Source organism: Spirosoma jeollabukense (assembly GCF_054777855.1).
In genome coordinates this window covers 1,074,830-1,088,162 of the sequence record NZ_BAAHAD010000002.1, presented here as the reverse complement: position 1 = coordinate 1,088,162, position 13,333 = coordinate 1,074,830, and the positions used below count along the sequence as shown (strand labels likewise).

The window sequence follows — 13,333 nt, the reverse complement described above, 5'->3', positions numbered from 1 at the left end:
AAGCAGAATGTTCAGAAGTTTCCCATCTAAATACCTAACCGATCTGTTGTTCTTTACTTATTTAGGTTAAAATCAGGACTTACCGCACCGGCGGCCCGGCTATGATTTGATCGGTGTAGTAAGGGGTATGGATGGCTCAACCGCCAAGCAACTACAGGGCCTGAAGAATGTCTTCAACCGCATCCGGCTGCTTCACCAGTTTAAAAATGTTGGCGTAGACAGGCTGTTTATATTGATGATAGAGGGCGTCAAATGCGTCTACTTGACTGGTAGCGAGCACCTGTAGTATTTCGAGTTCAGACGTTGCTGGCTACTTTATCGCATAATCACTATCTACAAGTATGACTTTGCTCTTGCTTTTTGCCTACAGGAGTCTGTAGCAATGGATATTCTAAAAATCAGCACTACAAATGAAGTATACTACAAAATTAAGCAATACTGCCTAAGTAACGTTTTATGAACTTGTTAATAGGTAGTAATGAAGCTGTTTAGGGTTTATCTTCTACAGGTTCACTATCTCGTTTTGTCAGTCTGTTCTACCGGCACGGGCCGCCCCGCCTAAATCCCCTAAAGGGGACTTGGTTCGAGCATGAGTAAAGTCCCCTTTAGGGGATTTAGGCGGGGCGGCCCGTGCCGGTAGAACAGACTAGAAAGAATAATCCTAAACAGGTTCACTAAAACTTTGGGGATTCACCTATTGATACTCGAAGGAAAGGTTGAGCTAATTTCATGATGACACTTGATTTAACCGGCATCAACACCAAAACGGCACTTCATTACCTGCTAAAGGCAGAACTCCATTTTCCGGATTGGTACGGCGTAAGCTGGGATGCCTTCTGGGATTGCATCGTGGCTATTGCCGAAATGCCCCAGCAAGTAACCCTCACCAACTGGGAAGAATTTGCCAGACAGTGTCCCCGTGATATGGCCATTTTGCGACAGATTATTCAAGATTATGGGGAGACAATGGCGCCCAAATGCATTGTGCTGGCATAGCTCTTTTAGGACCGGACCCTATGTATTTCCTGTCCGCTCCTTCACCGGTTGCTATTCTAATGGCCAATCCCTTATCTGACTTGTCAAAGGCAATGTACCTCTTTATCAACCACTTCCTCTTGATAGAATTGATCGACAAAATCGTAATAACGGTTTTAAATAAGAATCTGTGGCCGAAGAAAAGCCAAACCAATTGGTATTTAGCAGGTTATTCTTCATCAACTATCTAAATACGTATTGACGATGGGCTACGTCTTTAAGCAACAGGAATCCATTGCTACCAATATAAATCGCATCCTCTCCGAAGAAGTCAGGGCGGCTCTGGACGCCTTGGAAAATCCGGGAGAGGCTACTGGAGAGGCAATTCATAGCATACGAAAACGAATTAAAAAGATCAGAGCCCTATTTCGATTAATCCGTAATGGGCTCAAAGAAAAAGACTTTAAACGGGCCAATACCTATTATCGATCAATTGGCCAGCAGCTGTCTTCGCTCAGGGATGCCACCGTCATGCTTAAAACCCTGGACAATCTTCGGCAGGCTCAACCAGCTAACGTGTCTCCTAAGGTATTTACCACTCTTCACAAAGCGTTGCTCGTTCAGCAGAAGCAAGCTACCAACGCGTTTTTTGATGATCCCACCCAGCTTAGCGAGGTCATCCAGGCTTTGGAGGAAGCTTCCCATCGGGTTGTCGGTTTGTCTAAACGCCATAAAGGCTTTCGGTTGATGGCGCCAAATCTGAAAAGCATCTATCAGCGGGCGCGTAAGGCCCTGAAAGTAGCCACCCATGAACCCAGTATTGATCATTGGCATGAACTACGAAAAGAGATAAAAACGCTCTGGTATCACACTCGGCTGCTACAGCCGATCTGGCCGACTCTTTTTAAGGCCTATGAGCACGAATTGGGGCACTTAGGAGAGCTGTTAGGGGATGACCATGATTTCGGCGTACTGGCCCAGGTGATTGAGTCAGACCGGCTTTTGGTACGTAGTCAACAAACAAAAGAAGCCTTACTACAAGGATTGCATGAGCAACGCACCCAGTTACAAGCCCAGATTTATCCCTTAGCCAACCGCTTATTGGTGGAAAAGGCCCCTGTGTTTGTGAAACGGTTCCAGCAGCCCTGGAACCTTTGGAAAGCAGAAGGTGAGCTCGAAACAGTAGACCAGCGTCAAGCAGCCTAAAACGACTATCATGGGCATCGAAATTGAACGAAAGTTTCTGGTTAAAGGCGACGATTGGAAAAAACAGGGAGAGGGCCAGCTTTACCAGCAGGGGTATCTGAGCGATCATCCAGACCGAACCGTGCGGGTACGTACCGTAGCAGACAAAGGCTATCTAACCATCAAAGGGAGAAGCTCAGGAGCCAGTCGGGCTGAATATGAGTATCCTATCCCCTATTCCGATGCCCAATTTATGCTCGATCAACTATGCGAGAAGCCTATTATTGAAAAAATCCGCTATCGAATTGACTATGAAGGACTCGTCTGGGAGGTCGATGAATTTCAAAGGGAAAATGCGGGTCTGGTGGTTGCGGAGGTCGAACTAACGGATGAACAGCAGGCAATCAAGCTTCCTGCCTGGGTAGATCGGGAGGTAACAGGTGATGCCAGCTATTATAACGCCAATCTGTTTAAACATCCTTTTTCAACCTGGAACCAATCAGATGCTCGGTAAGCTCCCTTAAATGCAAAAAGAGGGTGGCACGGGCCACCCTCTTTTTGCCGAGTATACAAGATCAATAGCCCGAATTCTGGTACATACCGGTTGGGTTCAGTTTAACTTCATTGAACGGAATCGGGTAGTAATAATCTTTTGTACCAACGTTGTTGAGTTGTGCTGCGCCAAAATCGGCCTGGCTCTTAGCTTTGAAATAGGTAACCAGTTCAGCGGGTGTGAAGAAGCGTAACAGGTCAAACCAGCGCTGGTTCTCGAACGCCAATTCAACACGCCGTTCGTGCAGAATGGCCAGTTTAAGCGTCGGATATTTAGCGTTGTAGGCTGCATTTGTTTTAGCTACGTTGTACAGCGGCAATTTTGCCCGCTCCCGTACCTGATCCAGAAAACCGATGGCGGTTGCCTCATCACCCAGATACATATTCACTTCGGCCAGCATCAGCACAACATCAGCGTAGCGGATCAGTAACCAATCGTTCCCGCCGTAGCCGTTGGTGCCAGCCGTCGAACTGGCATCCCGAAACTTGGTGATGAAATAATCTTTGACAACGGCTGCGTTCGCATATTTGATCGAGAAATCTTTTCGGACGTCGCCCTCTTCGTACTCTTTTACCAGGTCCGGGGTTACGTTACCACCTGGTCCGGTGCTGGTCCGCAACGAATTGATCGTCTCACCCTGGGCCTGGTTATTGTAGGCAATGCTCGACGAATAGTTGATGTCGCTCTGGCGGTAAACGATCTGAAAAATGGCTTCCGGATTCGTCGTTTTTTTTGCTACGTCAAATACGTCAGCATAGGAAATTTCCTTCAGCGTCCCAAACGTCCGTTTGCTGTAGGCATTGGTTAGATAGGTTTTTGCCTGATTGAGGTTAGCCGTCCGGTTGGCCTGATCCAGCGTTGTGGCCATCGTCAGATAAACCTGCCCCAGGAGCGCATGTCCGGCTACTTTTGACACCCGTCCTTTGTCAGCATTGGCTCGAACGTCGGGTAGCGAACTATTCACGACATCCGTTAAATCAGCCACGATCTGTGCGTAGACGGTCTCTTTTTTCTCACGGAACGTATTGGCAAGGACCTCATCCGTGGTCGTGAGTGGCTTTGTAACGAGCGGCACATCGCCCCATTTCCGAACCAGATGGAAATATATTAAAGCCCGAATAAATTTGGCTTCTGCCTGATACTGATTTTTTGTAGCCGCATTCGTATACGTAACGTTTTCAGAACCAGCCAGTACGTCGTTGGCGCGGGTGATGATCTGATAAAGCGCTGTCCAGTGCGTTTGCAGGTACGAATTGCTGGGCAGCAGCGAGAAATCGTTAAATTGAAACGGCTCACCCGCGTTCGACTGGTTATCGTTACGACCCGTGTTGTCTGAGCGTTCTTCCGAAAAAAGCGTACTTCCTTCGGCAATCCCGTTGTTGTTACGTAAGCCGTTATAGACACCATTCAGCGCCAGCAATACGTCGTTTTCGGTCTTGTAATACTCAGCCGTTGCGACGGCATTTGGGTTGGTTTCAATCAGAAAATCCTGATTGCATGACCCCAGTGTCAAAAGGGCCAACAGGGATAGTGTTCGAAGCGATGATGTATGAAGCATGATAGATTGATGCTGAGTTATTTATAGCTTGATTTTACCCTTAAATCCTCTACAGGGGACTTTGCCCGTACTTAGATTAAATCCCCTGTATGGGATTTAGGGGTTTTAGACGTTAGCGGTAAAATGCATTTATTAAAATGAGATACGTGCCCCGACATTATAGCCGCGGGCCAGCGGGTATTTTCCGTAGTCGACGCCGGGAGCCAGGTTGGCCCCGTTGTTGAAATCCACCTCAGGATTGTATCCTTTGTATTTGGTTATCGTAAACGCGTTGTTGACATTGACATATAAGCGCAAACCGCTAACCCGAACTTTGCTCAGCAACGTAGCAGGCAGGTTATATCCCAGGGTAATATTCGCGCAGCGGAGGTAAGAGCCATTTTGCAGATAGAAAGTCGACAGGCGCGTACTATTGCTTTGCGTACCGCCCCGCGATGCCCGGAACACCTGGCCATTGCCTGGCTCAGTTTCGGAACGATACCGGTTGGCCACGACCGAATACTGGTTACCCGACCCTTCCATATTGTAGAGGTAATAATCCTGGCCGTCGAGTACCTGATTCCCATACGTACCGTTGAACGAAGCATTCGCGTCGAAAGCCTTATAACTCGCCGTGACGGAGAACCCGTACGTAAATTTCGGATAGGGTGTACCAATTACCTGTTTATCAGCATCATTCACAACGCCATCGCCATTCACATCCTGGAAAATCAGATCACCGGGACGAAGTGGATTTGTGGAGGCCGTTGAGCGAGCAGGTCCTTTCAGAACATACCCCGCCGGAAACGATTGGGTAGCTGCATTATATACTGCATTATCAGCGGCCAGATTATCGACATCGGACTGACGCACCATGCCAATCACCTTAAAGCCGTAGAACGACCCAACGGGTTGCCCTTCCTGCGTAATGTGGGTAATGTATGACCGTTCAGCACCAGCAGCCAGAATGGTGTTGGCACCGCCCATGTTCAGCACTTTATTCTGATTCAACGCGATATTGCCGCTCAGATTCAGCTTAAAATCCTGGGTCGATATAGCCCGGCCGTCGATCTGCAACTCGATCCCTTTGTTCTGAATGTTTGAATTGCGTAAATTAGTTAGAATGCTGGTTGTACCCGAAATAGCTGAAATAGGCTGGTTGAACAGCAAGTTATAGGAGTTACTGAGATACCCGTTGGCAATCAACAGGAGCCGATTATTGAACAGGCCAACATCCAGCCCCAGGTTAAACTGTGACGTTGATTCCCAGCCGAGCCGCTGATCTTTGATAGGCCCGGAATAAAACGCGGTCTGTACGGTACCCGACCCAAAAACGGCTCCCGTTGGACTGGCCACGGTTTGTAGATAGTTATAGTTACCGACGTTATAATTACCGGTCAATCCCCAGCTTGCCCGGAGTTTCAGCGTGGACGCTGCCCCCAGCCAATCCGTATAGAACGGTTCGTTTGAGATGGTCCAGCCTCCCGACACCGACGGGAAGTAGCCCCACCGATTCAACGGACCGAAGCGCGATGAACCGTCCGTCCGGAAAGTAGCCGTCAGGAAGTACCGCTCATCGTAATTATATTCCGCTCGGGCCAGATACGAGAGCAGCGTTTCTTCCTGTTTCCCTGTTCCGGTAAAGCCAACGCTACTGGTGCTCAGGCTTGTTCCGGTCAGGCCCGCGCCACTGGTAGCGGTATTCAGGTAGAAGTTGGTTGCGTCGGCCCCTTTGGCCGTAATTTCCTGAACGGCATCACTTTGAAAACCCTGGGCCGACACGCTGATCTGATCAAGATTTGTTTTCTGCGCCGTATACCCGACTAACCCATTCACCCGATGTTTACCGAACTGCTTTGTGTACGTCGCGGTAAACTCCGCCAGCAGGTTCTGCGTATTGAGTGTCAGGGCGGATGCCGTTGCCGCGGCAATCGCCTGGGGCGAATACGGCGGGTTATTTCCATTGCTCAGGCTGGTTGGCAGGTAATACTCAAACTTCTCGTTATAGGTCTGAAAACCCAGATTGGCTCTCGCAACCAGTCCCGGAATAATTTCATAGCTGGCCGTACCGTTGTAGGTTCCCCGCAATCCTTTTCGGGTAATGTTGGTTTCTTCAGCCAGCGCTACCGGATTCTCAATCGTCTGATAACCATACGCCGATTGCTGGGCGGCCATCTCGTTTTTGATCAGATTTCCATTATCGTCACGAGCCCGGAACGTAGGCGCATAAATCAAGGCGCCCAGAATTGGCCCCTGGTTAAAGCGTCCTTCCTGCACTTCACGGCTGTTGGTCGACGTAACGAAAATGCTGGTGCCTACTTTAAACTTCTTGCTGATGTCGGCGTCGATATTCGCCCGAACATTCAATCGGTCCTGTTTCGTCGCGACGATGATGCCCTGCTGGTTCTGATACCCACCACTGATCAGATAGCGTACGCCATTGTTTCCACCTGAGAAGCTGAGGTTATGGCGGCTGAACGGAGCACTGCGGTATAGTTCGTCCTGCCAGTCGGTGTTGTATTTGGGGGTAATAAGTTTCTGGTTGGCAAAATCATAAAACTCCGTCGGAATACTCAATGAACCAGCGTTGCCGACCTTGGCGATACGTGTTGCATTATCATCCGAAAACATCGCATCCGTCCAGGATTTGCCACTATTCTGCACCAGATCACGGTAGGTGTTATTACGGCCGTCAATCACCAGTTGCGCAAAGCCACTGGCATCCAGCAGATCAACTTTCTTGGCCAGTTGGTTGATGCCGTACTGATATTCGTAATCAAATTTACCTTTCCCCTCTTTCCCCCGTTTGGTCGTGATCAGGACGACGCCACCCGAGGCCCGCGAACCATAAATAGCGGCCGAAGCGGCATCTTTCAAAATGTCGATGCTTTCAATGTCATTCGGATTAATGAACACATCGTTACCCGCCGGAAAGCCGTCGATGACGTAAAGCGGATCGGAGTTGGCGTTGATCGAGCCGATCCCCCGCACCCGAATTTTGGTGCTTACATAGGGCGCACCGCTCACCTGTGAGACCTGCACACCCGCCAGTTTTCCCACCAGTGCCTGGCCGAGCGTGGGAGCCGCTATGTTCAGTTCACGCGCTTTTACATTGGAAATAGCACCGGTAACATCACTCTTTCGCAGCGTCTGGTAACCCACTGCGACTACCTCGCTCAACTGATTTACGTCTTCTTTCAACGTTACGTTCAGCGTAGGTTGTGAGCCAACGACTAGCTCCTGCGTGGCGAAGCCCACTGACGAAAAAACGAGTGTAGCGCCTGCGCTAACCTCCATCGAGAACTGACCTGTGGCATCTGTTACGGTACCCTTTCGAGTCTGTTCTTCGACAATATTAACACCGGGAATCGGTTGATTTTTTTCGTCCGTTACCGTACCGCTTACGCGAATCAAACGGCCAATATGACCGTTTAAACGTTGATCAGCCTGCGCCTTCTGGTGGGCCAGTGGGCTGATGAGCAGAAGCAAAAGCAGCAGTCTGCTCAATTGAATTGAGTAGTGATTCATCACACGTTTTATACTTGTTGGATTGGTTGTATTACTTGATTAAGTACTGCATGCCTTACCAGGAAAGGCGCATAAAATTCACGTTGTTGCTACGCGACGATGTAACGGCCAGACCTGACGTCAGATCGCCCAGGAGCGCAAAGCCTTCCAACTCATCGACTTTGTCTATATCAATGGTTTTCAGGACTTCCTCACGACCTGATTCGATTGATTTTTTCAAATCCAGAAAGGTAAAGCGCCATTTGCGGCCTTCAATCTGATTCTGAATCAGTACCAGTATCCCTTTGGAAGGTATCCAGTGCAGGTTCTGCACCCAGGGCGAACAGGAAAATTTCTTTACGAGGACACCCGGTTCACTTGTCTTTTTCGCTTTTGCCAGCGCTACTGGATCGTAGAGTCGTACTTCATTCGCTTTGTCTCCATAATCCGCCGTTGCTACGTACCACTTGTCCTGGTAGCGGACATACTCGGGCCGAGTGCCCTGAATACAGGCATCGTCCTCAATCGTATTCAGCAAATTTTCGTCAAGGGTTCCGGTACGTAGTAACCCAGCCCAGTTGACGAGGTAGATAATAGCGCGCCATTTTGTTCCTTCGGGATTTAACCGAATGCTATTACCGATGAAGGCTGGGCCGGTCTGGTTGTAGGCAATACCCGTCGGATGATTGATGACGTCTTTGCCATCAACGGTCAATTTGATTTCCTGCCCGGTATACGTTAGCACGTCTGCACCTGGTGTGTAGGTTCGAATTATCCCTACTTCACGGTCGCCGTATAGATAAACTTTATTTTGCTGGTAACTAACCCCCTGACAAGCCCCCAGCGAATCGATGGTTTTTGTGGAGGTCAGGGCTAGGGTAATAGGCAAGTTTGCTACTGAAAATACCCCTGTCAGGCCAGCCGCGAAGAAGAGTAAAATCTTCAGCATTCGTTCATTTACGTTGATGACGTGGTAAACAGCTTATCCTTGATTACGTAGCAGGCCCAAAAAAGATATGCTACGTAAGATGACCGGTATCGCTGTTTAAAAGTGCAAAGAACGGGGTCAGGCATTACCTGAATTTTAATCAAGTGTTTTCAAACTGTTAAGCTTTCCAGGGCTTCATCATGATTTGACAACCGTGTGACATTTACCAATTGATGGTGTACAATCAACGATAGTTATGATCTTATGCTGAACACGATATTTTCAGAAACATGCTGATAATCAAGTCAATAAAATACAGTTCCCGAAGAACCATTAGTACAGAAGTTGCTATCGAGGTAACCGCGTTTCAGGTCGACATTCAACAAACTGAGCCCGCCCGTTTCGTGGTCGGCTACGATGATAACCAGCGTTTAACCGTTTGAGTCGGCAAACCGAATGGCATCTACAAGGGTCTGATCAACGTCCAGCATTTTCTGCACAACGCAGTACGTATCATTGGCATGACTTCCAAAATCTACAGGTAACTGCATATAAAAACAGCCAGCATCTAGCAGGTGCTGGCTGTTGCCTTAATTTGTACTTAAACCTATGAGGAAATAGAATTAAATTACCCTTTCGAAAGGTACTACCTTTGATTAAATCAGCAAGGTTAACAAATAGTGAAGCCTTATTCGAGCTCGGCGGCTGGCTCAGTGGCTTGAGCTGGCTCAGATTGTTCTTTCCTGACTTTTTTCTTTTCTTTTTTACTTCGTTTGTCTTTGTCACGATCCTTCTTCGGCTCTCCCTCCACCTGTTGAAGAAGGAGTTTAGCAATGGCTTCCACTTGCGCTAGTTGGTGTTCAACCTTTTGGTGGGCCTCGGCAGATTTCCTTACTTTTTTAGTGACAAATTACTTCCTGGTCCAGTTCCTGTTGAACAGCGCTGGCAAACGCCATGTAATCCGATTTTCGATAACCTTCCGTCGACAAAGCTCCTGAAGGCGGGGTAAACCTTGCGTATACCCGCTGGCAGGCATCCCACAGTTCAGGGTTCATAGCGATTTTATACTGCCGGATGGGCGTGTCTTCTCCAAACCAAAGACTGATGATATTGCCGGACGTGAATTTTAAAATGGGATGGTTCATACGTTGACTGGCTTGACCATTGATTAACTGATCACAAACTTATCCAATTGCTTCTTTCTGATCTGTTAAGAAATCGTGAAGCTACCCAAGTGCTATACCATAGGAAGATTACGTCAAATCCAGGAACGTAACAGCGTAGCGTATTCAGGAGTTGGCTAATGGGTTAACCTGTAACGGACTAGTAGTATACGTTTTGATTCTATGCGCTTCCAGTTAACACTCAATACAGGTAAACCGACCCGTACTTGCTGGCGAATCAATATTTTTGACCGCCTAAGCCCGGAATAGGAAAGACTCATTAGTTTTAGTGGCGATTTTATACCCTAACCGCTTCAAACCCATTCAGGAGCTATGACAAAACAATAGCTACACCCATATTTTAACCAAAAACCGGCATTGATCCCATTTTTAAGCTCAGTGAAGACTCCTCAACCGAGATGAACCCGTTTGTAGCTGCACGTATGGCCTTTCTTAAACGAAACGTCCAAGAAGTAGCTCGTCATATTGCTAACATACAGCCGTCAACCTGGCGACTGATGTGTTTTCTTGGCGTAAGTCCAGTCTTGACTTTTTTTTTAGATATTGTGCAGTGACCCTCCTATCACCAGACAGGGACCGCATAGGTTAATTAATGTACGATCGTGAGCGGTTGATTAGTGTACAGGTAAAGGTCTAATTAGTTTTAAGCCGAGACATTTCACGCAAACTTTAGTCTTCAGCCAGCCAGCTTAACGCATTTGTTAACACCAGGGTGGCGTAGTCAGGATCGTTGCCCATCTCGGCCAGTTCGACCAACCGCAATACACCAGTCAGGATCGAAATTCGCTCTCGATCAAGTCGATAGCCGGTAATCTGTTCATAGGCCGTGATAACCCGTCCGGTGAGATCGGGCGAAATAAAGCTGGTGTATATAAACTCCTGATGCAGCTCCCCAAAGCCAGCATCCCCAAAGTCATATAGCCCACCTAGCTGTTGACGGGCATGATCAAACGCCATGTTCCAGCCGTGACCGTCAAAATATCCATAGATGATGCCGTACGGATCATCAGCCAGATGTGCCCATTGATCCAGCGTTTTTTCAGCTTTTAGGAGATGAGCGTTGGATAAATATGGTCGAATACCTGTCTGAATGATGGCAGGCGTTGGCCACGGGTCTAGTGGCTGCGCTCCTGCTGCTTGCAGTAAGGCGGGATCGATAGCGTGAAGCTCCGCATAAAATCGGGCTAGTTCTTCGGCTAAGCGTTGTTTTGCGCTGTTATCCAGCCATTCATAGTGAGTAGTGATTAAATGATCCCCTTTGAGTTTGGTGTGTTTGGAAAAGGGCTGGGGTGTGTCAAAAAAGGCGAGATCAGGGACGGCCAGGGTTAACTTTGGGCGAACAACGGCCAGCATGGCGGCTTCTCGGCGTAAGGCGTCGACCCCCTCCTGGTCACGAGGAAATTTAAAAATTAGCTCGTCATCCACGTCCACAGCTATTGAATCCCACCCCAAGGTCAGCAGGGTAAACGAAGCATTACCCAGCTCCGGGAAACGAGAAATGATCACTGTCTGGAACATCTCTAGCATAGTTGATAGCCGGTCATGGCCGTTGATATGGGTTTACAAGGAGTCAAGTTATCAACATCTTTTCTCGTACTTTGTCTGCTTCCAGAAAATAGAACCTGACTTCTATCAGGTGATGCATAGCGGCCCGTCAGAAATTGGCAATAAGAAACTGTATGTTATCGATTCGAGCGATTCTCTTCAATTGATTGACCCCCTAGTTGACACCCGGCGGTTTGTTCAAAAGAGTGTCTATAAACCCTGGACCTTTCAGCGAACGGAAATCGATGTGGATGACCGTTTTTTGATTCCCCAGGCTCGTTATTGGATTCAGGCTAAAAGAAATACTTTTTCTAGTTCAGTTAGAATTAGTTCACAAAGTTGAAAGTTAGTTAGTAGACTAGTATCCAGGCGAAACTTGGTAAACATCGTGGATTATCTAAAGGTCAAATCTCACAAATTGAAAGCCAACACGGCCAAAAAACTGTTTAGAAGCGAGAGTTTAGTTTACTTATTTACTGTAAAGAAAACCGACAAACCCTTTTTATAGGTATGTTATGCAATCGGCACTACGTTATCAACTGCCAAAAAAAGCGATCAAGACCGACTGCCCAGCCTGTGGACCCAAGCACCGAAGGACGTTAAGCCGTTACGTAAATACGCGAACGGGTGAACCCTTGCCAGTAGCGTACGGTCGATGTGATCGCGAAAGTAACTGCGGCTACCACCTTAGTCCCTATCACAAAGGCCCGTCGGGATTGAGTTATGCCGATGAAGTCAAACAGCTTACAGGCAACGAATCATTACCTCGTGAATGGTTTGCCGTTGCCGGAAAGCTGCTGCGTAAAGGGTTTAGTCAGGCAAACATACTAACGGTCATCTGTAGACAGGAAGGAGCAACAATTGAGCAGGCCGAACGGGTTGTGAAGTACATAGTTGATAAATCGTCAACACCAACGCTTCAACAGCCGCAAACAAATAGCCATGTCGTAAAGGATGAGCTTGTGTATAGTATTCCTGATGAAGTGTTTCAGCAGTCCTTAGGTCATTACGAAAGGAATCAGTTCGCTCGGCTGCTGCGCAATCATTTTGGGCCCGACGTAGCGGATACATTACTGAAGCAGTTTCAGATCGGAACATCAAGCTATTGGCCGGGCGCTTGTGTGTTCTGGTATATAGATGAGCAGGGGCGCAAACGGGGCGGCCAAATTAAACTATTCGATGATACGTTTCATACGGCAAAGTACGTGGATCAGCACGGCGAAAAACGGACAAAAACCAGTTGGGTCCATGCTGCCTATGCCCGTCGGTGTGATGACCAGAAAAAGCCGTATCCCGCCTGGCTAACCGATTATTTAGACGAACGTAACGACGTCCAGAAATCGCCCTGCCTGTTTGGGTTACCACAACTGTTGACGGCCCCTGCCGACAAACCAATTGCGGTAGTCGAAGCGCCTAAAACGGCGGTTCTCTGTACGCCCTACTTCCAGGGTTTTATCTGGTTAGCGGTTGGGGCGTTATCCTATCTGAACGCCGAACGGATGGCCCCGTTGACAGGGCGAAATGTGATCCTGTTCCCCGATTTATCCAAAGATGGTACTGCATTTGCCCGGTGGAGTCGTACTGCTGATGAATTGCGCCTGCAGGGCTTAAACGTGACCGTCTCCGATTATCTGGAACTACGGGCGACCGACGAACAAAAAATAGCCGGATTAGACCTGGCAGATTATTTACTCGAACAGTAAAGCGGTTGCCAGCTGGTTTTGTTTTTCCACTCAAACAGCTTCCGCAGGTTAGTTTTGTCGAAGGCAAACGTAGCATCGCGTTCAGCTACAAATCGGTCGTAGTCCGGGTTTTCGGACAAATAATCGTACGTCTTTGCCCAGTAGTCAATAAACACGGCCCAGTTAGCTGCCGGTTGCCGGTGTAGGATAAACGCATTCGTTGGTTGACGTTCCATG

At 48.1% G+C, this 13,333-nt stretch carries 12 protein-coding genes; 4 read left to right on the top strand and 8 right to left on the bottom strand.

The window, feature by feature from the left end; all coding sequences use genetic code 11:
• Positions 1-151: 151 nt before the first annotated feature.
• Entirely contained in the window at positions 152-280 is a 129-nt protein-coding gene (locus ACYVEA_RS12865; protein WP_461113828.1) for a hypothetical protein, read from the bottom strand.
• 449 nt (positions 281-729) lie between these two features.
• Here ACYVEA_RS12865 and ACYVEA_RS12860 point away from each other — a divergent pair, with 449 nt between their 5' ends.
• The 3 genes from ACYVEA_RS12860 (at position 730) to ACYVEA_RS12850 (ending at position 2,674) form a co-directional block, all read left to right on the top strand.
• The gene (locus tag ACYVEA_RS12860; RefSeq protein WP_461113827.1) at positions 730-996 is read left to right on the top strand and encodes a barstar family protein; all 267 of its coding nucleotides are present in this window, start codon (positions 730-732) and stop codon (positions 994-996) included.
• Between the two features lie 243 nt (positions 997-1,239).
• Entirely contained in the window at positions 1,240-2,181 is a 942-nt protein-coding gene (locus ACYVEA_RS12855; RefSeq protein ID WP_461113826.1) for a CHAD domain-containing protein, read from the top strand.
• 10 nt (positions 2,182-2,191) lie between these two features.
• Positions 2,192-2,674, top strand: coding sequence for a CYTH domain-containing protein (locus ACYVEA_RS12850; protein WP_461113825.1), 483 nt, complete (start codon positions 2,192-2,194; stop codon positions 2,672-2,674).
• Between the two features lie 61 nt (positions 2,675-2,735).
• Here ACYVEA_RS12850 and ACYVEA_RS12845 read toward each other — a convergent pair whose 3' ends face one another.
• From ACYVEA_RS12845 to ACYVEA_RS12820, 6 genes are all read right to left on the bottom strand, one after another.
• Positions 2,736-4,271 carry a RagB/SusD family nutrient uptake outer membrane protein gene (locus ACYVEA_RS12845; RefSeq protein WP_461113824.1) on the bottom strand — a complete coding sequence of 512 codons (1,536 nt, stop codon included), beginning with the start codon at positions 4,269-4,271 and terminating at the stop codon, positions 2,736-2,738.
• A gap of 132 nt (positions 4,272-4,403) precedes the next feature.
• The gene (locus ACYVEA_RS12840) at positions 4,404-7,778 is read right to left on the bottom strand and encodes a SusC/RagA family TonB-linked outer membrane protein (RefSeq protein WP_461113823.1); all 3,375 of its coding nucleotides are present in this window, start codon (positions 7,776-7,778) and stop codon (positions 4,404-4,406) included.
• A gap of 55 nt (positions 7,779-7,833) precedes the next feature.
• A complete protein-coding gene (locus ACYVEA_RS12835; RefSeq protein WP_461113822.1) occupies positions 7,834-8,706 on the bottom strand; it encodes a hypothetical protein in 873 nt (290 codons plus the stop codon).
• Between the two features lie 667 nt (positions 8,707-9,373).
• The gene (locus tag ACYVEA_RS12830) at positions 9,374-9,529 is read right to left on the bottom strand and encodes a hypothetical protein (RefSeq protein WP_461113821.1); all 156 of its coding nucleotides are present in this window, start codon (positions 9,527-9,529) and stop codon (positions 9,374-9,376) included.
• 55 nt (positions 9,530-9,584) lie between these two features.
• Positions 9,585-9,830: a hypothetical protein gene (locus tag ACYVEA_RS12825; protein WP_461113820.1), complete on the bottom strand. Its 246-nt coding sequence runs from the start codon at positions 9,828-9,830 to the stop codon at positions 9,585-9,587.
• A 708-nt stretch (positions 9,831-10,538) separates the two neighbouring features.
• Positions 10,539-11,396, bottom strand: coding sequence for a phosphotransferase family protein (locus ACYVEA_RS12820; RefSeq protein ID WP_461113819.1), 858 nt, complete (start codon positions 11,394-11,396; stop codon positions 10,539-10,541).
• A 533-nt stretch (positions 11,397-11,929) separates the two neighbouring features.
• Here ACYVEA_RS12820 and ACYVEA_RS12815 point away from each other — a divergent pair.
• Entirely contained in the window at positions 11,930-13,117 is a 1,188-nt protein-coding gene (locus ACYVEA_RS12815; protein WP_461113818.1) for a DUF6371 domain-containing protein, read from the top strand.
• On the opposite strand, the gene ACYVEA_RS12810 is transcribed toward ACYVEA_RS12815, so the two are convergent.
• Positions 13,099-13,332: a hypothetical protein gene (locus ACYVEA_RS12810; RefSeq protein WP_461113817.1), complete on the bottom strand. Its 234-nt coding sequence runs from the start codon at positions 13,330-13,332 to the stop codon at positions 13,099-13,101. The genes ACYVEA_RS12815 and ACYVEA_RS12810 overlap by 19 nt on opposite strands.
• Between the last annotated feature and the right edge of the window lies 1 nt (position 13,333).